Consider the following 20245-nt stretch of genomic DNA (forward strand, 5'->3'; position numbering starts at 1 on the left):
GACCAGAACAATGGCTACCGAAATCCGCGTTCCCACCCTCGGTGAATCCGTGTCGGAGGCGACTGTCGGCAAATGGTTCAAGAAGGTCGGTGACGCGATCGTCGCCGACGAGCCCATCGTCGAACTCGAGACCGACAAGGTGACCGTCGAGGTGCCCGCGCCTGCCGCCGGCACGCTGTCGGAAATCACCGTCAACGAGGGCGACACGGTCGGCCTCGGCGCGCTGCTCGGCCAGATCGCGGCCGGCGGAGAGGCTGCCGCCAAGCCGGCGGCGAAGGCCGAGGCGAAGCCGGATGCGGTTGCCCAGGCTGCCGGGGCCTCGGGAGCGGACACGACGAAGGAAGCGGCCAAGAAGACGGCCGCGACCGCCGGAGACGCAGGCGGAGTCGAGACGCGCAAGACGCCGCCGGCGCCCGCCGCCGCCAAGCTGCTTGCCGAAGCCAATCTGTCGGTCGACCAGGTGGCGGGAACGGGCAAGCGCGGCCAGGTGCTCAAGGGCGACGTGCTCGACGCCATCGCCAGGGGCGCTCCCTCGCAGCCGGTCGAGACGCCGCGCGTGGCCGAGGCGCCCGCCGCCCCGCGCGCGCCGTCCTCCGGCGACGATGCGGTGCGCGAGGAGCGCGTGCGCATGACCAAGCTGCGCCAGACCATCGCGCGCCGGCTGAAGGAAGCGCAGTCCACCGCCGCCATGCTCACCACCTTCAACGAGGTGGACATGAAGGGCATCATGGACCTGCGCGCCAAGTACAAGGACGTGTTCGAGAAGAAGCACGGTGTGAAGCTCGGCTTCATGGGCTTCTTCACCAAGGCGATCACGCATGCGCTGAAGGAGATCCCGGCGGTCAACGCGGAGATCGACGGCACCGACATCATCTACAAGAACTACGCCCATATCGGCGTCGCCGTCGGCACCGACAAGGGGCTCGTCGTGCCGGTGGTGCGCGACGCCGACCAGATGTCGATCGCCGAGATCGAGAAGGAGATCGGCCGACTGGGGCTGGCGGCGCGCGACGGCAAGCTGTCGGTCGCCGACATGCAGGGCGGCACCTTCACCATCTCCAACGGTGGCGTCTACGGCTCGCTGATGTCGACGCCGATCCTCAACGCGCCACAGTCGGGCATCCTCGGCATGCACAAGATCCAGGACCGGCCGGTGGCGCTCGGCGGCCAGGTCGTCATCCGCCCGATGATGTATCTGGCGCTCAGCTACGACCACCGCATCGTCGACGGCAAGGAGGCGGTGACCTTCCTGGTACGCGTCAAGGAGAGCCTGGAGGACCCGGAACGGCTGGTGCTCGACCTCTAGGCGCATTGCTTCGCTGTGTTCGCCTGTCGGAACGGCCGGTTCTCGAACGACATTCGCCTGTAACTGTCTCGAAAGCGAAGCATCGCTTCGCGTCAGGAAGGTAGTGACATGGAAGTCGCAGCAGCATCGACCGAAATCTGGGTTCTCGGCTGGAGCGCGGTGCTCCTCATCCTGCAGGTCGCCGCGCAGGCGACCGCCGCCGGCGATCTCGGCGGCGAATATCTGCTCGGGCCGCGCGACGAAAAACGCGAATCGAAGAGCATCCTTGCCGGCCGACTCGACCGCGCGCTGAAGAACCTGCTCGAGACCTACCCGGCCTTCATCGCCATCGTCGTGGCGTTGGTGGTGACCGGCAAGACCGGCGGCATGGCCGCGACCGGCGCGTGGATATGGCTGGCGGCCCGCGTGCTTTATGTCTTCCTCTATGCGGGCGGCGTCCGCGCCATTCGCACGCTGGCGTGGACCGTCTCGATCGTCGGTCTCGTGCTGATGCTGATCAGGCTGTTGTTCTGATGTGGCCGTCGATGCGGGGGCCAGCATTCCCAAGAATGATTTTGCATCGAAGGGTTGCCGGGAACGGCCGGCTCGACCGTGGCTTTCAGGCCGCGAAGATCATAGATAGCAGGGGTCGCCGGGCTACCGGCGCACTGAAAACGGCAGGATGGAAAAATGGCTTATGATGTCGTCGTCATCGGTTCGGGACCGGGCGGATATGTTTGCGCGATCAAGGCTGCGCAGCTCGGACTGAAGGTTGCGGTGGTCGAGAAGAACGCGACCCTCGGCGGCACCTGCCTCAACATCGGCTGCATCCCGTCCAAGGCGCTGCTTCATGCCTCCGAGATGTTCGCCGAGGCGGGCCATTCCTTCGACACGCTCGGCGTCGAGGTGACGCCGAAGCTCAACCTCAAGAAGATGATGGCGCACAAGGACACGACGGTGTCGGCGAACGTCAACGGCGTCGCCTTCCTGTTCAAGAAGAACAAGATCGATTGGCTGAAGGGCACCGGCAAGGTGGTCGGCGCCGGCAAGGTCTCGGTGACCGGCGAGGATGGCAAGGTCGAGGACGTCGAGACGAAGAACATCGTCATCGCCACCGGCTCCGATGTCGCCGGCATTCCGGGCGTCGAGGTCGCGATCGACGAGAAGGTGATCGTCTCCTCGACGGGAGCGCTCTCCCTCGACAAGGTGCCTGGCCGTCTGGTCGTCGTGGGCGGCGGTGTGATCGGGCTCGAGCTCGGCTCGGTCTGGGCGCGGCTCGGCGCCAAGGTGACCGTCGTCGAGTATCTCGACACGATCCTCGGCGGCATGGACGGCGAAGTGGCGAAACAGTTCCAGCGCATGCTCGCCAAGCAGGGCTTCGACATCAAGCTCGGCTCCAAGGTTACCGCCGTGAAGAAGGCGAAGAAGGGCGCGTCCGTGACCTTCGAGCCGGTCAAGGGCGGCGAGGCCGAGACGATCGAGGCCGATGTCGTGCTGATCGCCACCGGCCGCAAGCCCTACACTGACAAGCTCGGGCTGGCCGAAGCGGGCGTCGAGCTCGACGAGCGCGGCCGCGTCAAGACGGACGGCCACCTCAGGACCAACATCGCGGGCATCTATGCGATCGGCGACGTGGTTGCCGGGCCGATGCTGGCGCACAAGGCGGAGGACGAGGGCGTCGCGGTCGCCGAGATCATCGCCGGCCAGGCGGGCCATGTGAACTACGACGTCATCCCGAGCGTGGTCTATACCAGCCCGGAGGTCGCCTCGGTCGGCAAGACCGAGGAGGAGCTGAAGAAGGCCGGCATCGACTACAAGGTCGGGAAGTTCCCCTTCTCCGCCAACGGCCGCGCCCGCGCCATGCTGCACACCGACGGTTTCGTGAAGATCCTTGCCGACAAGGCGACTGACCGCGTGCTGGGGGCGCATATCGTCGGCTTCGGTGCCGGCGAGATGATCCACGAGGCCGCCGTGCTGATGGAATTCTCAGGCTCGTCCGAGGATCTGGCCCGCACCTGCCACGCCCATCCGACCATGTCGGAAGCGGTCAGGGAGGCGGCGTTCGCCACCTTCTCCAAGCCGATCCACACCTGATCCTTACGCCGGTGCGGAAAGCGATGTTCCGTAGCGTAAGCTGAAACGCCGGCCAGCCGGCGAAATACCGGGCGGGGGGTTCATCTCCCGCCGATCATGCGGCAGGAGCCTTGTCAGGACTGATCGCCGTATGAATTTTTGTGACTGTTTTGCAGTGCAAACTTGATGTATGAGTGCGCCGCCCCTGCGTAAGCCCGGGCGTGGGCGGACTCGAATCGTTTGAAGTCGGTGTAGCGCGAACCCATATCGGACTCACTCGCGTTCGACTTGACTGCTGCCTCGGACTACCTGCGCAAGCGGATCACGTGAAGCATGGCAAGATTCAGGTTTCATAAGCTGGCCGCTCTGGCGGTCCTCTTCGGTGTCGGCGCATGGGTCGCGACCGGCGAGTTCTCGTCTGTGGGCAGCGCCCAGAACGAAGCGCCGCCGACGCCGGCCGAAGCCGCCGCAGAGGTGAAGGCGCCGCTGAGGACGGTGGCGGTGATCACGCCGCCGCGCGTCGAGCATGCGCGCGCCATCCGCATATCCGGGCACACCGACGCCGAAAAACGCGTCACGCTGGCGACCCGCGTCATGGGCGTGATCGACGAACTGCCGGTGAAGCAGGGCGAGCGCGTCGAGCGCGGCGAACTGGTGATGCGCCTCGAGGCCGAGGACAAGGAAGCGGCGGTCAGGATGGCCGAAAGCCTGGTCACGCAGCGCCAGGCCGAGGCGGACGCCGCGGAGCGGCTCGTCTCGGGCGGCAATGCGCCGAGGCTGCAGGCCGATCAGGCCCGCGCCTCCCTTGCCACCGCCAAGTCGCAGTTGGAGGGCGCCAAGGCCGAACTCGCCCAATATTCCATCTACGCACCCTATAATGGCGTCGTCGATCGCATTCCGGTCCAGCGCGGGAGCGCGATCCTCGCCGGAACCGAAGTGGCGACGCTGATCAATCTCGATCCCTTGCTGGCGATAGGCGAGGTGAGCGAGCGCGACCTCAGATATCTGAAGCCGGGCAACACCGCCCAGATCAGGCTGGTCGACGGCACCGTCACCGAAGGAACGCTGCGCTATGTCAGCCGCGACGCCTCGCCCGCTACGCGCACCTTCCGCATCGAGGTGGCGATCCCCAACGAGGACAAGAAGCTGCCCGCCGGCATGACGGCCGAGATCGTGCTGCTCGCCGATCCGGCCGATTCGGTGGTGCTGCCGCGTTCGGTGGTGACGCTGAGCTCGAACGGCGACCTCGGCATCCGCGCCGTCGACAAGGACAACAAGGTCGTGTTCTTCCCGATCGACCTCGTCGACGACACGCCGAAGGGCCTTGTGCTTGCCGGCATCCCGGCCGATGCGCGCGTCATCGTCGCAGGCCAGGACCTGGTCAGCGACGGCGACGAGGTGAAGCCCGTCGAAGCCGACCTTGCGACGGTCCAGAAGCTCGCCGGCGAGACCGCCGACGGAACCTGATCCGGAGAAGCACGGAACAATCGCCCCATGGATATCGTCAAGCTAGCGATCAAGAACGCGCGACTGACGTTGTCCGTGCTTGCCTTCCTGGTGATCGCGGGCGCGCTTGCCTATCAGGCGGTGCCCAAGGAGGCGGAGCCGGACGTCGCGATCCCCATCATGTATGTGAGCCTGGTCTATCAGGGCATCTCGCCCGAGGACTCGGAACGCCTGCTGCTGAGGCCCGTCGAATCCCAGCTCAAGAACCTCAAGGGGCTGAAGGAGATGAAGTCCGCCGCCTATGAGGGCGGCGGCTACGTGCTGGTCGAATTCGACCCGTCGACAGATCTCGGCGACGCGCTGATCGACACCCGCAACAAGGTGCAGGACGCCAAGCGCGACCTGCCCGAAGGCGTCGAGGAGCCGACGGTCAACGAGGTCAACATCTCGGAATTCCCGGTGCTCGTCGTCACGCTGTCCGGCAATGTGCCGGAACGCACGCTGACGGCGGCGGCGAAGGAGCTGCGCGACCGCATCGAGGAAGTCCCCGGCGTGCTCGAAGGGGCGCTCCAGGGTTCGCGCGACGAGCAGGTCGAGGCGATCATCGATCCGGTGAAGCTGTCCTCCTACGGGCTGCGGCTCGACCAGCTCATCCAGGGCGTGGGCACTTCGAACAGCCTGGTGGCCGCCGGTGCGATCGAGGGCTCCGAGGGCAAGTATTCGGTCAAGGTGCCTGCCCTCATCGAGACGCCCCAGGACGTCGCCAACCTGCCGGTCGTCGCCGGCGAGAACGCCGTCGTGCGCGTGCAGGACATCGCCACCGTGCGCTCGACCTTCAAGGACGCCGAGACGATCACCCGGCTCGATGGCAAGCCCGCCATCGCCATCGAGGTGAAGAAGCGCATCGGCGCCAACATCGTCGAAACGATCGAGGGCGCCAAGGCCGTCGCCGACGCCTTCGTAAAGTCCGCGCCGGAGGGCATGGAAGTCACCTACACGCAGGACAAGTCGGTCTTCGTCAACACGCTGCTCAACGACCTGCAGAACCATGTGATCATCGCGGTGGTCCTGGTCTTCATCGTCATCCTCTACGCGCTGTCCGGCCGCGCCTCGCTGCTCATCGGCCTCGCCATCCCGTCCTCCTTCCTGATGGGCATACTGGCGCTCGCGCTGATGGGCTACACGATCAACATGATCGTGCTGTTCTCGCTGATCCTGGCGGTCGGCATGCTGGTCGACGACGCGATCATCGTCACCGAATTCGCCGAGCGGCGCATGTCGGAAGGCATGCCCAAGGAACAGGCCTTCGAGCTCGCCGCCAAGCGCATGGCCGGCCCGGTCATCGCCGCCACCATGACGCGCATCGCCGCCTTCTCGCCGCTGCTGTTCTGGCCGGGCATCGTCGGCGACTTCATGAAATACCTGCCGATCACGCTGATCGTGACGCTCGCCGCTTCCATGGCCTATGCGCTCATCTTCGCGCCCACCATCGGCGCGCTCTACGCCAAGGCGCCTAAACATGGCGAGGAGGAGCACAAGGACGGCTTCTACATGGCGATCGTCAACAAGGCGGTCCACTATCCCAAGACCGTCCTGGTGCTGACGGTTGCGCTGCTGGTCGCCGTGCCGGTCGCCTATTCGAAATACGGCGCCGGCGTCGAGTTCTTCCCGACCGTCGAGCCCGACTACGGCCTGCTCTACGTGCATGCGCGCGGCAACCTCTCGCTCGCCGAGATGGACGCGGCGACGCGCGAGGCGGAGAAGCGCATCCTCGGCTGGCCGGGCATCAAGTCGGTCTACACGCGGGCGGGTAAATCGCGCGGCGGCGGCGCCGAGATCCCGGAGGACGTGGTCGGCGTCATCCAGTACGAATTCATCGACTGGCGCCAGCGCAAGTCGGCGCATGAGATACTCGACGATTTGCGCGTGGCGATGGCCGGCATTCCCGGCGTCGACGTCGAAGTGCGCGTGCCCGACGCCGGCCCGCCAACCGGCAAGCCGATCCAGGTGCAGCTCTCCGCCGTCGATCCGACCGGGCTCAACGAAAGGGCCGCGAAGGTCGCCGCCGAAGTCGCCAAGGTGCCCGGCGTCATCGACATCTCAGACGGCCTGCCGCCGCCGGGCGTCGACTGGTCGCTTGAGATCGACCGCTCGAAGGCGGCGCAGTTCGGCGTCAGCCCGATGGCGGTCGGTACCGCCGTCCAGCTCGTCACCACCGGCCTCAAGCTGACCGATTACCGGCCGGCCGGCGCCGACGACGCGGTCGACATCCGGCTGCGCCTGCCCGAGGACCGCCGCACGCTGGCCGAACTCGACCAGCTGCGCATCCAGACGGCCCAGGGCGCCGTGCCGATCTCCAACTTCGTGTCGCGCAAGCCGGAGAAGACGGTCGGCATCCTGAACCGCATCGACGGCAAGCGCACCATCACGATCCAGGGCAATGTCGCCTCAGGCAATCAGGTGGCGGCCGTGCAGGGCCAGGTCAGCCAGCTCGTCGGCGGCATGGGTCTCGACCAGGAAGGCATCGACTGGAAGCTCGCCGGCTCCAATGAGGACAGCGAGGAGGCGAGCGCCTTCCTCAGCAATGCCTTCGGCGCGGCGATCTTCCTCATCTTCCTGGTGCTGCTGGCGCAGTTCAACAAGTTCACCAGCGTGTGGCTGGTGCTGTCCTGCGTGGTCATGGCGACGATTGGCGCGCTGCTCGGCATGATGCTGACCGGCCAGGCCTTCGTCATCGTCATGTCCGGCATCGGCGTCATTGCGCTGGCCGGCGTGGTGGTGAACAACAACATCGTCTTGATCGACACCTACGACCGTCTTCGCGACGAAGGCTGGAACAAGTTGGACGCGGTGCTGCAGACCTGCCGCGAGCGCGCCCGCCCCGTCGTGCTGACGGCGCTGTCGGCCATCCTCGGCGTGCTGCCGATCGCCTTCGGCCTGGGCCTCGAACTCTTCCACCACGAGACGACGATCAACGCGCCGTCGACGCAGTGGTGGATCGCGCTCTCCTCGGCGATCGTGTTCGGCCTCTCCTTCGCCACCGTGCTGACGCTGGTCGTGACGCCGTCGATGCTGATGGTGTTCACGCGTGACGTGCCCAAGAAGGGCGAGCGGCGCGGCTGGTTCAGCCGCCTGTTCCGCCGCGGCGGCAAGGCCGAGGAACCGGCCGCTCCGGCCGCGAAGGACGAACCTGCCATCGCCTTCCCGAAGGCGGCGGAATAACGCCGACGATCCCGTTCGGTACGGACTTCCGGACGGGATCGCGCTTTTCCAGTCAATTCCCTCGGCACTTGGCCGGCCAGGCAATCGCCCGACGTCTCCCAGACGCAGGGAACAAGCCGCCGATCTCGCGCATTGTTGTGCGATTGCAACACCAAGCGAGGGTTCAAATGACCTTGACGACCATCCTGATCATCATCCTCATCCTAATCCTGCTCGGCGCGATCCCCGCTTGGCCGCATTCGCGCGGCTGGGGTTATGGACCGTCCGGCATCGTCGGCGTTATCCTCATCATCCTGCTGATCCTGGTGCTGATGGGCCGCATCTGAACGACCGCCGGCGTCTCAGGAACCAACAGGATAGAGTGGTTCTGCTAACCGCTCTAGATCGGCAGGACGGGATCGCTGCTGTCAGGCGAAAAGTCGGCGGTGCGGGTGATGCTGGAACCCAGGAACACCAGCATCAGCAGGATGGCGATCGCTATGTAGATCGGCGAGAAGCCGGTGCGCTCGCCGACGAAGCCGATCAGCGAAGGGGCCACCAATATGCCTGAATAGCCCATGGTGGTGACGACACTGACGCCGGCGCCGGGACTTGTGTCGGGCTGGTTGCCGGCCGCCGAAAACAGGATCGGGATCGTGTTGGCGATGCCGAGGCCTGCGATCGCGAAGGCGCCGATCGCCAGCCACGGCCACGGCGCCAGCCCCGCGACCAGTATGCCGGCGGCAGCGACGAGGCATGAGACGCGGAACGTGACCACGGCGCCGAACTTCTTGCGCACGCCGTCGCCGAGGAAACGCATGAGCGCCATGGCGCCGGCGAAGGCGCCGAAGGCGAGACCGGCGGTGGCGATGTCGCTGCCGAGTTCCTGGTTGAGATAGAGCGCGCCCCAGTCGAGGACCGCGCCCTCGGAATTCATGCAGAGAAGCGCCATGGCGCCGACGATGTAGACGCCCGGCCGGCGCGGCAGCGAGAACTTCTTGTGCTGTTCCGCGATCGGCAGGTCCGCGACCAGATGCCGGATCGCCAGTCCCGTCATGATCGCCGCCGCGATCGTCACGATCACCGCATGCGGCAGGTGTCCCCAGTTCTGGATCATCAGGCCGCCGGTGCTGCCGCCGACGAAGCCGCCCAGGCTCCAGAAGCCGTGCGAGGAGGACATGATGGGACGTCCGAGCCGCCGTTCCACCGTCACCGCGTTGGCGTTCATCGACACATCGGTCGCGCCGAAGGTGGCGCCGAATATGTACATCGCCACCGCCGCAGTGGCGACGCCCGGCGCCAGCGCGACCAGTAGCAGCCCGAAGCAACAGGAAATCGCAAACAGGGTCGTCACCCTCTTTGATCCGTGTTTCGGGATCAGATGGCCGGCCCAGATCATCGCGCTGACCGCCCCCGCACCGAACAGCAGGAGCAGCAGGCCGAGCGTGAACTCGGTGATCTGCAGCCGGACCAGGAGGACGGGAATCTGTGGCGCCCAGCTTCCCAGGACGAAGCCGTTCATGAAGAAGATCGCGGCGACCGCCCAGCGGCCGCGAATTGCGATAGCGGCGGCGTTGCTGGCATCCATGGGTGTAGCTCCGGTTCGGGCGCGAGGTAAATCGATTAGGTGAGGCCGAGTCAATCCGCGCGCATCGAAAGCGCTTGGGCCACGTTCCGGCGAGCATTGGCAAGACAGAGCGAATGCATTGCACATTCGCGGCGGCGGCTTTATGGCAGGATCGTTCTCAGGGCAGGGTGCAACTCCCTACCGGCGGTATGCGGCCGATTTGTGAATGAACAATTTGGTCGCGAGCCCGCGAGCGCCTTCCGCAAGGAAGGGTCAGCAGATCAGGTGCGATGCCTGGGCCGACGGTCATAGTCCGGATGAAAGAGAATATGCGGTGTGGAGTGGTCAACTCCGCACGATGCGTATGATCGCCTTGGGTGACGTGTCAGTTGCAGAAAGGTGATCATATGACACAAACCCGCTATGCATTCGTCAAAGCCAATTGGCATGCCGACATCGTCGACCGCGCCTATGAAGGCTTTTGCGAGATCATCCCCGCCGAACAGGTCGACGTCTTCACGGTCCCGGGCGCCTTCGAGCTGCCGCTGTTTGCCCGCGAGCTCGCCCTGACCGGACGCTACGCTTCGGTCGCGGCCGCAGCCTTCGTCGTCGATGGCGGCATCTACCGGCACGATTTTGTGGCGCAGGCCGTGGTCGAGGGGCTGATGCGCGTCGGCCTGGATACCGGCGTGCCGATCCTGTCGGTATCGCTCACGCCGCATCACTACCAGGAGACGGAACACCACAACCGGATCTTCCAGGCGCATTTCGTTGAGAAGGGCCGGGAGGCGGCGCGCGCCGCCCTCATGCTGGAAAAGTCGCGCGCGGCGATCGCCGCGTAATCAGACTGTCGCGATTTGCCGTCGCCTGACTGGCGTCGTCATCCCCGGCTTTTCCCCGAGGATGACGACTAGGCAGATGCGATCGAGGCGGAGCGCTTCCTCGCGGCCCTACCCGAACACCACAAGAAGGTCTTTCGCGTCGATCTGGTCGCCGGCCTTGACCAGCACTTCGGCCACCATGCCGTCGCGCTCGGCATGCAGCGCCGTCTCCATCTTCATCGCCTCGATCGACAGAAGGACGTCGCCGGCCTTGACCGCCTGGCCGACGGCGACGCCAAGCGTCGAGACGACGCCCGGCATCGGCGCGCCGACATGGCTTTCATTGCCGGCTTCGGCCTTGCGCCGCGCGGCGCTGGCGGAGGCGCCATGCGCCCGGTCCGGCACCTTGATGCGGCGCGGCTGGCCGTTCAGCTCGAAGAACACCGTCACCATGCCCTTGTCGTCGGTGTCGCCGATGCCCAGGCAGCGCACCACGAGCGTCTTGCCCTTCTCGATGTCGACGAAAATCTCGTCCTCGACCTGCATGCCGTAGAAATAGGTCGGCGTCGGCAGCACGCTGACCGGCCCATAGGTCTCCTGCGCGGCGGCGAAATCCGAAAACACCTTCGGGTACATCAGCCATGAGCCGAACTCGTGCTCGGAGAGCGGGCGGCCGAGCTTCTCCTCGATCTCCTTGCGGCTCGCCTGGAGGTCGGCGGCCTTCAGCAGCGAGCCGGGCCGCACGGTGATCGGCGCGGCGCCCTTCAGCGCCTTCTTCTGCAGCGTCTCGGGCCAGCCGCCGGGCGACTGGCCGAGGTCGCCGCGCAGCATCGACACGACCGAATCCGGGAAGGCGATGTCCTTGGCCGGGTTCTCGACGTCGGCGACGGTGAGGTCCTGGCTGACCATCATCAGCGCCATGTCGCCGACGACCTTGGAGGAGGGCGTCACCTTGACGATGTCGCCGAACATCAGGTTCACGTCGTGGTACGCCTGCGCCACCTCGTGCCAGCGCGTCTCCAGGCCGAGCGAGCGCGCCTGCTCCTTGAGGTTGGTGAACTGGCCGCCCGGCATTTCGTGCAGATAGACTTCCGAGGCCGGCCCCTTGAGGTCGCTCTCGAAGGCCGCATACTGGTTGCGCACGGCCTCCCAATAGAAGGAAATCTTCCGGATCCATGCGGGATCGAGGCCGGGGTCGCGGTCGCTGCCCTTCAGCGCCTCGGCAAGCGAGCCGAGGCAGGGCTGCGAGGTGTTGCCGGAGAAGGCGTCCATCGCCGCGTCGACGGCATCGACGCCGCTTTCGACCGCGGCCAGCACGGTCGCCGCCGACAGGCCGGACGTGTCGTGCGTGTGGAAATGGATCGGCAGGTCGGTTTCCTCGCGCAGCGCCTTGAACAGCACGCGCGCGGCGGCGGGCTTCAGCAGCCCGGCCATGTCCTTGACCGCGATGATGTGGGCGCCGGCCTTCTCGAGTTCCTTGGCGAGGCCGACGTAATATTTGAGGTCGTATTTGGCGCGCGCGGGGTCGAGCAGGTCGCCTGTATAGCACATCGCCGCTTCGCAGAGTTTTCCTTCGGCGCCGACCGCATCCATGGCGACCCGCATGTTCTCGACCCAGTTCAGGCAGTCGAAGACGCGGAAGAGGTCGATGCCGCCGGCAGCCGCCTGCTTGACGAAATGCTGCACGACATTGTCGGGATAATTGGTGTAGCCGACGCCGTTGGCGCCGCGCAGCAGCATCTGCAGGAGCAGGTTGGGAGCCGCGTCGCGCACCAGTGAAAGCCGCTCCCACGGGTCCTCGGTCAGGAAGCGCATGGCGACGTCGAAGGTCGCGCCGCCCCAGCATTCGAGCGACAGGAGCTGCGGCAGCGAGCGGGCGTAGATGCCGGCGATCCGGGCGATATCGTAGGTGCGCATGCGGGTCGCGAGCAGCGACTGGTGTGCGTCGCGCATCGTCGTGTCGGTGACGAGCACCTGCTTCTGGCTCCGCATCCAGGCGGCGAATTTTTCCGGCCCGAGCTCGTCGAGGCGCTGCTTGGAGCCCGAGGGAACGGCGCCGTTGAGATAGGGCACGACCGGCTCGGCGGCGTCGGGGTCGGGCGTTGGCCTGCCGCGAGTCTCGGGATGGCCGTTCACGCTGACGTCGGCGAGGTAGTTGAGCAGCTTGGTGGCGCGGTCCTGCCGCTTCACCTGCGCGAACAGTTCCGGCGTCGAATCGATGAAGCGCGTCGTGTAGGAATTGTCGCGAAACGAGGGGTGGTTGATGATCGCTTCGAGGAAGGTGAGGTTGGTCGCCACGCCACGGATGCGGAATTCGCGCAGCGCCCGGTTCATGCGCTGGATCGCCTCCAGCGGCGTCGGCGCCCAGGCGGTCACCTTCTCCAGCAGCGGATCGTAGTAGCGGGTGATCACGGCGCCCGAATAGGCGGTGCCGCCGTCGAGGCGGATGCCGAAGCCGGTGGCGCCGCGATAGGCGGTGATGCGACCGTAGTCCGGGATGAAGTTCTGCTCGGGATCTTCGGTGGTGATGCGGCACTGAAGCGCGTTGCCGTTCAGCCGGATCGCCGCCTGCGCCGGCACTCCGGATTCGGGCGTGCCGATGGCAAAACCGTCGAGGATGTGGATCTGCGCCTTGACGATGTCGATGCCGGTTACTTCCTCGGTCACCGTATGCTCGACCTGGATGCGCGGGTTCACTTCGATGAAGTAGAACTTGCCCGTGTCGGCGTCCTGCAGGAACTCGACCGTGCCGGCGCCGACATAGTCCGTCTCGTTCGCGATCTTCAGCGCGTAACCGCAGAGTTCCTGCCTCAGCGCGTTTGAGAGATAGGGTGCCGGCGCGCGCTCGACGACCTTCTGGTTGCGGCGCTGGATCGAGCAGTCGCGCTCGAACAGATGGACGGCGTTGCCGTGGGTGTCGCCGAGGATCTGCACCTCGACATGGCGGGCGCGTTCGATCAGCTTCTCGAGATAGACCTCGTCCTTGCCGAAGGCGGCCTTGGCCTCCCGCTTGCCCTCGGTCACCTCGCGCACGAGGTCTGCTTCGCTGCGGATGGCGCGCATGCCGCGTCCGCCGCCGCCCCACGAGGCCTTCAGCATCACCGGATAGCCGACCTCGGCGGCGAGTTTCTTCACCGCCTCCATGTCGTCGGGCAGCGGATCGGTCGCCGGGATGACCGGAACACCGACCTCGATGGCGAGATTGCGCGCCGCGACCTTGTTGCCGAGCCGCTTCATCGTCTCCGGCTTCGGGCCGATGAAGATGATGCCAGCGGCGGCGCAGGCCTCTGCGAATTCCGGGCTTTCCGACAGAAGGCCGTAGCCGGGATGGATGGCGTCGGCGCCCGACAGCCTGGCGACGCGGATCACCTCCTCGATCGAGAGATAGCTCTCGATCGGCCCCATATCGCGGCCGAGATGCGGGCCGCGCCCGACCTGGTAACTCTCGTCGGCCTTGAAGCGGTGCAGCGAATATTTGTCCTCCTCGGCCCAGATCGCGACGGTTTTCAGCCCGAGCTCATTGGCGGCGCGGAAGACGCGAATTGCGATTTCAGAGCGGTTGGCGACAAGAATCTTCGTGATGGGCAAGGGCGCGCTCCGGAAGGGACGGGTTTTGACGGAGCAACAATTAGCGCGAAAATGCTGCAGTGCAACCAAATTGCGTAGGCGGCTTCCGACCGATCCGGCCGGCCGCGCCGCGCCCGCCAAAAACAAAACGCCCGGCGCATGGCCGGGCGTTTCGCGTGATATCCTGGGATATCAGAGCTGGAAGTAGTTGTACTTGCCGTCGTCGCCCTTGCGCCATTCGTAGACGACGTAGTCGGCGTCGGTGCGGTCACCCTTCTCGTTGAAGGACAGCTCGCCGAGAACGGTCTTGAAGGGACCCTTCTCCTTGATCGCCTTGGCGACTTCCTGCGGATCGTTCGAACCGGCAGCGGTGGCCGCCTGGGCGAGGATCTGCGTGGCCGCATAGGCATAGAGCGTGTAGGCTTCCGGCTCGAAGCCGGCGGCGCGGAACTTCTCGACCACTTCCTTGGCGGCCGGGTTGTTGCGCGGATCCGGACCGAAGGTGTTCAGCGTGCCGGCAACGGCGTCGCCCGCGATCGAGGCGAGTTCGTTCGACACGATGCCGTCGCCCGAGAACAGCGGAGCCTTCAGGCCCTGGTCAGCCGACTGGCGGATGATCAGGCCGGCTTCCGTGTGCAGGCCGCCCCAGTAGATCAGGGTGACGCCGGCGTCCTTCATCTTGGCGATCAGCGCGGAGAAGTCCTTGTCGCCGACATTGACGCCTTCGTAGAGGGCTTCGGTGACGCCGGCGGCGTTGAGCGCCTTCTTGGTCTCGTCGGCGAGGCCCTGGCCGTAAGGCGTCTTGTCGTGGATCACCGCGACCTTGGCGTCCTTGAAGTTGGCGGCGATATAGGCGCCGGCCACCTCGCCCTGCTGGTCGTCACGGCCGCAGACGCGGAACGTGTTCCACAGGCCGCGCTCGGTGTAGACCGGGTTGGTCGCCGCAGGCGTGATCTCCAGGATGCCGTTCTCGGCATAGACTTCGGAAGCCGGGATCGAAACGCCCGAGTTGAAGTGGCCGACCACGAACTTGACGCCATCGGCGACGAATTTGTTGGCGACCGAGATGCCCTGCTTCGGATCGGAAACGTCGTCGCCGACGCTGAGCGAAATCTGCTCGCCGTTAACGCCGCCGGCGGCGTTGATGTCCTTAACGGCCATCTCCGCGCCCTTCTGGAGCTGCGCGCCGAAGGCAGCGTTCGGACCGGTGATCGGACCGCCGACGCCGACCAGAAGGTCAGCCCAGGCGCTGCCGCTGAACGCGAGCAACGATGTCAGCGCGACGGCGGACAAGAATGACTTTCTCATTGAAGACTCCCATTAAACCGAGTGGGCGTGGATGAACTTTCATGCGATGCCCACCCTATCGCAGAAAGCGTACTTTGCCGATTTTCCGGCGCTTGTCACGCCTATTCGGAACGGCTTGGCGTTACATCGCGGTAATGATCAGGCTCCGCTTTTCGGCCTCCAACTCAACAGAGATGCTCGCTCGTAGAGCCAGTTATACTGCGTCACCATCTGAGTGGTGCGCGTATACTGGTATCCGAGGATGCCGATGACGAGCAGGATTATCGTGTCGACGATGTAATATTGCGCCGTGAACATGGTGCCATTGAACAGCGCATGATGGATGAAGCGCACTGCTATGCCGAGAAGCAGCAGGAACACGACGAGCGAGGACATCGGCCGCCATGTCTGGGCGCAGGCGCGTCCCGTCATCCACGCCGCACCGCCGCCGAGCAGGCAGGTGATGAACAGGAATTGCCAGACCGAGGGTTCTTCGTAGAGGATGCCTTGCATGTATGCCTCCTAGTGCCGTCCGCCTTCGAGATAGGCGGCGCGCACTTCCGGATCGGCGAGCAGCTGCTGGCCGGTGCCGCTCATGGTGACGTTGCCGTTGACGAGCACGTAGCCGCGATTGGCGAGCTTCAGCGCGCCGAAGGCGTTCTGCTCGACCAGGAACACGGTGAGCCCCTGGCTGCGGTTCAACTCGCGCACCGCGTCGAAGATCTGCTTGACGATCAGCGGCGCCAGTCCCAGCGACGGCTCGTCGAGCAGCAGCAGCTTCGGGCGCGCCATCAGTGCGCGGCCGATCGACAGCATCTGCTGCTCGCCGCCCGACAGCGTGCCGCCGCGCTGGTTGATGCGCTCCTTCAGCCGCGGGAAGAGCTGGAAGACCTTCTCGGCGTCCTCGTCGTAATGCTTCAGCTGATCGAGGCTGGCGCCCATCTGCAGGTTTTCCATCACCGTCATGCGCGGGAAGATGCGCCGCCCTTCCGGCGACTGCGCGATGCGCATGCGCGCGATCTCGTGCGTCGGCATGTTGGTGATGTCGGTGCCGGCGAAGGTGATGGTGCCGTTCCTGGCGCGCGGCGTGCCGAAGATCGTCATCATCAGCGTCGACTTGCCGGCGCCGTTGGCGCCGATCAGCGCGACGATCTCGCCCTCGTTGACGGTGATCGAGACGCCGTTCAGCGCGCGGATATTGCCGTAATAGGTCTCGACGCCCTCGACCTGGAGCAGGGGTTTGCCGGCCATCACTCAGCCCCTCCGCTCTTTGCCGCGAGCGCTTTGGCCTGGCCGATCCAGTCCTCGCGCGCGATGCGTCCGTCGAACTCCAGATAGGCTTCGGCCGCCTTGACGTCCGCCTCGGTCCAGGCCGCGATCTGCGCGAAATGGAAGATGCCGTGCTCGTTGAGCTTTCTCTCGTTCACCGGCCCGATGCCCTTGATCAAAGTCAGCTTGTCGGGCGTGCCGCCCTTCGGCGCATTGAGCGCGTTGGAAACGCCCGTCCCGTGGCGATGGTCGTACTGCTCGGCCTTCGAGGCGCCGGGCGAAACCTTGACGGTCTCGCCGTCGTCGTCGCTGTGGCCGATCGTGTCGGAGACCGGCCCGGCCATCATCGAGGAGGAATCGGCGGGGCCGTGCGCCCGGTCGGGCTCGGCGTCGAGTTCCTCGATCACCTGCTCGTCGCCGACTGCCGCCAGCACTTCCGTAACCTCGTCGTCCTCGACGCCGAGATAGGCGGCGATCACGCGCGGATCGCTCCGTACCGAGGCCGGGTCGCCGTCGGATATCTTGCGGCCGTATTCCAGCACCACGACATGGTCGGAGATCTGCATCACCACCGACATGTCATGCTCGATCAGCAGGATCGAGGTGCCGGATGTCGCCTTGATGTCGTTGAGCAGTGCGTTCAACGCCAGCGACTCCTTCGGGTTGAGGCCGGCGGCCGGCTCGTCGAGGCAGAGCAGCTCCGGTCCCGTGCACATGGCGCGCGCGATCTCCAGACGGCGCTGCGCGCCATAGGGCAGGTCGCCCGCCGGATCGTCGGCGCGGTCGATCAGGTCGGCCTTCTCCAGCCAGTGCTTCGCCAGCTCTATCGATTCCGCCGAAGCCTTGCGGTAGCCGCCGAAGCCGAGCAGGCCGAGCACGGTGAAGCCCGACGCCTGCATCAGCCGGTTGTGCTGCGCGACGAGCAGGTTCTCCAGCAGCGTCATGCCGGAGAACAGCCGGATGTTCTGGAAGGTGCGCGCCACCTTGGCCTTGGCCGGGATCTGGAAGTCCGGCAGCCGTTCCAGCAGGAACTGGTTGCCGTCGCGGCCGGTCAGCGTGATCATGCCCTCGGACGGCTTGTAGAAGCCGGTGATGCAGTTGAACACGGTGGTCTTGCCGGCCCCGTTGGGGCCGATCAGCGCAGTGATTTCGCCGCGCTTCGCCTCGAAGGACAGGTCGCCGATGGCGACGAGGCCGCCGAACTTCATCGACAGGTGCTCGACCTTGAGGATCGGCATGTTCATAACGGAAGTCGCGTTCATCAGCCGTGTCCCTCCTTGGTGAAGGAACTGGATACGGCCTTGCGTTCATGCAGGAAGGCTGTCGGTTCGCGGCTGCCGACGAAACCGCGGGGTTTCCAGATCATGACGATGACCATGGCCGATCCGAACAGCAGCATGCGGTAGAGCTCCGGTGTGAAGCCTTCGCCGAATACCGCCTTGAGGAAGTGCAGCTCGCGCAGGATCTCGGTGCCGCCGATCATCACCAGCGCGGCGATGGCGATGCCGGTCAGCGAGCCCATGCCGCCCAGCACGACGATCGCGAGGATGATCGCCGATTCCAGGAAGATGAAGGATTCGGGGCTGACGAAGCCCTGGCGGGCGGCGAAGAAGGCGCCGGCGAAACCGCCGAACATGGCGCCGATGGCGAAGGCGGTGAGCTTGGTGTTGGTGGTGTTGATGCCGAGCGAACGGCAGGCGATCTCGTCCTCGCGCAACGCTTCCCAGGCGCGGCCGACCGGCAGCCGCCTGAGCCTGATGGTGACGAAGGCGGTCAGCAGGGCCAGCGCCAGCGCCAGATAGTAGAGGAAGATCTTGTAGTAGGCGCCCGACTGCGCGATGTCGAAGACCTTGGCGATGTAGTAGGGCGACGAGACGTCGAAGTCGAACAGGCCGAAGAACGTCACTTTCGGAATGCCGGAAACGCCGGCGGTGCCGTTGGTGACCTCGCGCCAGTTGATCAGCACCAGGCGGATGATCTCGCCGAAGGCCAGCGTCACGATGGCGAGGTAGTCGCCCCTGAGGCGCAGCACCGGGAAGCCGAGGATGACGCCCCAGAAGGCCGCCATCGCGCCGGCGGCCGGCAGCAGGATCCAGAAGGACCAGCCGAACTCGGTGCCGAGCAGCGCGTAGCAATAGGCGCCGACGGCGTAGAAGGCGACGTAGCCGAGGTCGAGCAGGCCGGCCAGTCCGACGACGATGTTCAGGCCCCAGGCCAGCATCACGTAGATCAGGATCTGGATGCCGAAATTGTCGACCCATTTCAGCGAGCCCTGGAAGCCGACCAGAAGCACGATGACAACCGGGTAGAGGATCAGCGCGCCGATGGCGATCTTGGTCCAGTGCCTGACGAAGGCGGATTTCTCCGCATGCGCCACGACCGGCGCCTTCGCCTTCTGGAGCTTGCGCGCCTCGAGATAGGGGTGCAGCCAGACGACCATCAGGAAGCGCCCGGCCATCACCAGCGCGATCACGACGGCGAGCAGGCCCCAGCGCGGCACGAGGATCAGTTCGTTGCGGATGTTCTGGTCGGTCTTGATGCCGATCAGCAGGAAGAACATGCCGAAGGAGATGGCGCCGGCATAAAGCGCCTCGCGTATGCCGCGCTGAACGAGACTCGTGTTTGCCGGCCGGTCCTGGGATATCGCGGTCATTCGCTCAGACCTTTTCGACTTCTGGCCGGCCGAGAATGCCGGAAGGCAGGAAGATCAGCACGATGGCCAGGATCGAAAAGGCGGCGACGTCCTTGTAGTCGATGGAGAAATAGGCGGACCACATGCCCTCGATGAAGCCGATGAGCAGGCCGCCGAGCACGGCGCCGGGGATCGAGCCGATGCCGCCGAGCACGGCCGCGGTGAACGCCTTCACGCCGGGAACGAAGCCGTCGGAGAAGACGACGACGCCGTAGTACATGAGGTAGAGCGTGCCGGCGACCGCTGCGAGCGAGGCGCCCATGATGAAGGTGATCGAGATGGTGCGGTCGACGTCGATGCCGAGCAGCGCCGCCATCTTGCGGTCCTGCTCGCAGGCTCTCTGCGCCCGCCCCAGCGAGGTCTTGTTGACCAGGTACCAGAAGATCGTGAGCAGGACGGCGGTGACAACCACGATGACGATCTGCTTAGCCGAGATCGAGATGCCGAACACGTTGTAGACGGTCGAGATCATCGGCGGGATCGGCTTGTTGCGCGGGCCCTGCGTGACCTGCACGAAGTTCGACAGCGCGATCGACATGCCGATCGCGGTGATCAGCGGCGCCAGCCGGAACGAGCCGCGCAAGGGGCGGTAGGCGACCTTCTCGATCGTCCAGTTCCAGAGACTGGTAAGCAACATCGCCACGATCATCATGATCAGCAGGAAGAGCACGACGTTGATCGAGGCGAAGATCGAGACAAGGAAGAGGAATACGATCAGCGCGATGAAAGAGCCGATCATGAAGATGTCGCCATGGGCGAAATTGATCATGCCGATGATGCCGTAGACCATCGTATAGCCGATCGCGATCAGGCCATAGATCGATCCCAGCGTCAGCCCGTTTACAAGCTGCTGGACGAAATATTCCATCTGTACGCTGCTCCCCCGGAATGTCGCCCAGTGGACGCATTCCTTTTCTTGCTTTCACCTAGTCCTAAAGTTTCGGGCTCCGATTGCAACGTCAAATTTTCGCGATGAAACATGCCCTTGCGGCATGCCCCGTTGCTGCTCCCCACTGTTCCGGATAGCCCTGGACCAT

General features: G+C 65.2%; 15 protein-coding genes and 1 riboswitch. Of the genes, 7 read left to right on the forward strand and 8 right to left on the reverse strand.

Translation table 11 applies throughout. The annotated features are described in order from the left end of the window. Nucleotides 1-10: 10 nt before the first annotated feature. The 6 genes from odhB (at nucleotide 11) to D8676_RS09395 (ending at nucleotide 8352) form a co-directional block, all read left to right on the forward strand. On the forward strand, nucleotides 11-1306 hold the full coding sequence (gene odhB, locus D8676_RS09370; RefSeq protein ID WP_121580612.1) for a 2-oxoglutarate dehydrogenase complex dihydrolipoyllysine-residue succinyltransferase: 1296 nt from the start codon (nucleotides 11-13) through the stop codon (nucleotides 1304-1306). A 108-nt stretch (nucleotides 1307-1414) separates the two neighbouring features. After that, on the forward strand, nucleotides 1415-1819 hold the full coding sequence (locus D8676_RS09375) for an MAPEG family protein (protein ID WP_121580613.1): 405 nt from the start codon (nucleotides 1415-1417) through the stop codon (nucleotides 1817-1819). A 156-nt stretch (nucleotides 1820-1975) separates the two neighbouring features. Continuing rightward, a complete protein-coding gene (lpdA, locus tag D8676_RS09380) occupies nucleotides 1976-3379 on the forward strand; it encodes a dihydrolipoyl dehydrogenase (RefSeq protein ID WP_121580614.1) in 1404 nt (467 codons plus the stop codon). Nucleotides 3380-3691: 312 nt separating this feature from the next. Next, nucleotides 3692-4825, forward strand: coding sequence for an efflux RND transporter periplasmic adaptor subunit (locus D8676_RS09385; RefSeq protein WP_121580615.1), 1134 nt, complete (start codon nucleotides 3692-3694; stop codon nucleotides 4823-4825). A gap of 27 nt (nucleotides 4826-4852) precedes the next feature. Then, complete coding sequence (locus D8676_RS09390; RefSeq protein WP_121580616.1) at nucleotides 4853-8026, forward strand: efflux RND transporter permease subunit; 3174 nt, start codon at nucleotides 4853-4855, stop codon at nucleotides 8024-8026. Nucleotides 8027-8193: 167 nt separating this feature from the next. Further along, the gene (locus D8676_RS09395; protein WP_121580617.1) at nucleotides 8194-8352 is read left to right on the forward strand and encodes a DUF3309 family protein; all 159 of its coding nucleotides are present in this window, start codon (nucleotides 8194-8196) and stop codon (nucleotides 8350-8352) included. 53 nt (nucleotides 8353-8405) lie between these two features. On the opposite strand, the gene D8676_RS09400 is transcribed toward D8676_RS09395, so the two are convergent. Next, nucleotides 8406-9593 carry an MFS transporter gene (locus D8676_RS09400; protein ID WP_121580618.1) on the reverse strand — a complete coding sequence of 396 codons (1188 nt, stop codon included), beginning with the start codon at nucleotides 9591-9593 and terminating at the stop codon, nucleotides 8406-8408. Nucleotides 9594-9742: 149 nt separating this feature from the next. Further along, nucleotides 9743-9905, forward strand: a riboswitch (FMN riboswitch). Nucleotides 9906-9979: 74 nt separating this feature from the next. Between D8676_RS09400 and D8676_RS09405 the strand changes: the two genes are divergently transcribed. After that, nucleotides 9980-10414 (forward strand): 6,7-dimethyl-8-ribityllumazine synthase, encoded by a 435-nt coding sequence (locus D8676_RS09405; protein WP_121580619.1) that lies wholly within the window; start codon nucleotides 9980-9982, stop codon nucleotides 10412-10414. 108 nt (nucleotides 10415-10522) lie between these two features. Here the strand turns inward: D8676_RS09405 and pyc are convergent, their stop codons facing one another. The 7 genes from pyc to D8676_RS09440 all read right to left on the reverse strand — a co-directional run bounded on the left by pyc (nucleotide 10523) and on the right by D8676_RS09440 (nucleotide 20076). Further along, complete coding sequence (pyc, locus tag D8676_RS09410; protein WP_121580620.1) at nucleotides 10523-13981, reverse strand: pyruvate carboxylase; 3459 nt, start codon at nucleotides 13979-13981, stop codon at nucleotides 10523-10525. A gap of 171 nt (nucleotides 13982-14152) precedes the next feature. After that, nucleotides 14153-15268: a branched-chain amino acid ABC transporter substrate-binding protein gene (locus D8676_RS09415; RefSeq protein WP_121580621.1), complete on the reverse strand. Its 1116-nt coding sequence runs from the start codon at nucleotides 15266-15268 to the stop codon at nucleotides 14153-14155. A 138-nt stretch (nucleotides 15269-15406) separates the two neighbouring features. Then, nucleotides 15407-15760, reverse strand: a complete 354-nt coding sequence (locus tag D8676_RS09420) for a DUF6867 family protein (RefSeq protein WP_121580622.1) — start codon at nucleotides 15758-15760, stop codon at nucleotides 15407-15409. Nucleotides 15761-15769: 9 nt separating this feature from the next. Continuing rightward, entirely contained in the window at nucleotides 15770-16498 is a 729-nt protein-coding gene (locus tag D8676_RS09425) for an ABC transporter ATP-binding protein (protein WP_121580623.1), read from the reverse strand. Beyond that, on the reverse strand, nucleotides 16498-17778 hold the full coding sequence (locus D8676_RS09430) for an ATP-binding cassette domain-containing protein (protein ID WP_121580624.1): 1281 nt from the start codon (nucleotides 17776-17778) through the stop codon (nucleotides 16498-16500). Before D8676_RS09430 ends, D8676_RS09425 begins: the two co-directional genes overlap by 1 nt. After that, nucleotides 17778-19169 (reverse strand): high-affinity branched-chain amino acid ABC transporter permease LivM, encoded by a 1392-nt coding sequence (gene livM, locus D8676_RS09435; protein WP_121580625.1) that lies wholly within the window; start codon nucleotides 19167-19169, stop codon nucleotides 17778-17780. Before livM ends, D8676_RS09430 begins: the two co-directional genes overlap by 1 nt. Nucleotides 19170-19173: 4 nt before the next feature. Next, nucleotides 19174-20076: a branched-chain amino acid ABC transporter permease LivH gene (locus D8676_RS09440; RefSeq protein ID WP_121580626.1), complete on the reverse strand. Its 903-nt coding sequence runs from the start codon at nucleotides 20074-20076 to the stop codon at nucleotides 19174-19176. Between the last annotated feature and the right edge of the window lie 169 nt (nucleotides 20077-20245).

The sequence above is a fragment of the Mesorhizobium sp. YM1C-6-2 genome (assembly GCF_003666685.1).
GTDB lineage: Bacteria > Pseudomonadota > Alphaproteobacteria > Rhizobiales > Rhizobiaceae > Mesorhizobium_K.

Coding starts and splice junctions, on each gene's coding strand:
- odhB (WP_121580612.1), top strand. CDS start 11: ATGGCTACCGAAATCCGCGTTCCCACCCTCGGTGAATCCGTGTCGGAG.
- D8676_RS09375 (WP_121580613.1), top strand. CDS start 1,415: ATGGAAGTCGCAGCAGCATCGACCGAAATCTGGGTTCTCGGCTGGAGC.
- lpdA (WP_121580614.1), top strand. CDS start 1,976: ATGGCTTATGATGTCGTCGTCATCGGTTCGGGACCGGGCGGATATGTT.
- D8676_RS09385 (WP_121580615.1), top strand. CDS start 3,692: ATGGCAAGATTCAGGTTTCATAAGCTGGCCGCTCTGGCGGTCCTCTTC.
- D8676_RS09390 (WP_121580616.1), top strand. CDS start 4,853: ATGGATATCGTCAAGCTAGCGATCAAGAACGCGCGACTGACGTTGTCC.
- D8676_RS09395 (WP_121580617.1), top strand. CDS start 8,194: ATGACCTTGACGACCATCCTGATCATCATCCTCATCCTAATCCTGCTC.
- D8676_RS09400 (WP_121580618.1), bottom strand. CDS start 9,593: ATGGATGCCAGCAACGCCGCCGCTATCGCAATTCGCGGCCGCTGGGCG.
- D8676_RS09405 (WP_121580619.1), top strand. CDS start 9,980: ATGACACAAACCCGCTATGCATTCGTCAAAGCCAATTGGCATGCCGAC.
- D8676_RS09415 (WP_121580621.1), bottom strand. CDS start 15,268: ATGAGAAAGTCATTCTTGTCCGCCGTCGCGCTGACATCGTTGCTCGCG.
- D8676_RS09420 (WP_121580622.1), bottom strand. CDS start 15,760: ATGCAAGGCATCCTCTACGAAGAACCCTCGGTCTGGCAATTCCTGTTC.
- D8676_RS09425 (WP_121580623.1), bottom strand. CDS start 16,498: ATGGCCGGCAAACCCCTGCTCCAGGTCGAGGGCGTCGAGACCTATTAC.
- D8676_RS09430 (WP_121580624.1), bottom strand. CDS start 17,778: ATGAACGCGACTTCCGTTATGAACATGCCGATCCTCAAGGTCGAGCAC.
- livM (WP_121580625.1), bottom strand. CDS start 19,169: ATGACCGCGATATCCCAGGACCGGCCGGCAAACACGAGTCTCGTTCAG.
- D8676_RS09440 (WP_121580626.1), bottom strand. CDS start 20,076: ATGGAATATTTCGTCCAGCAGCTTGTAAACGGGCTGACGCTGGGATCG.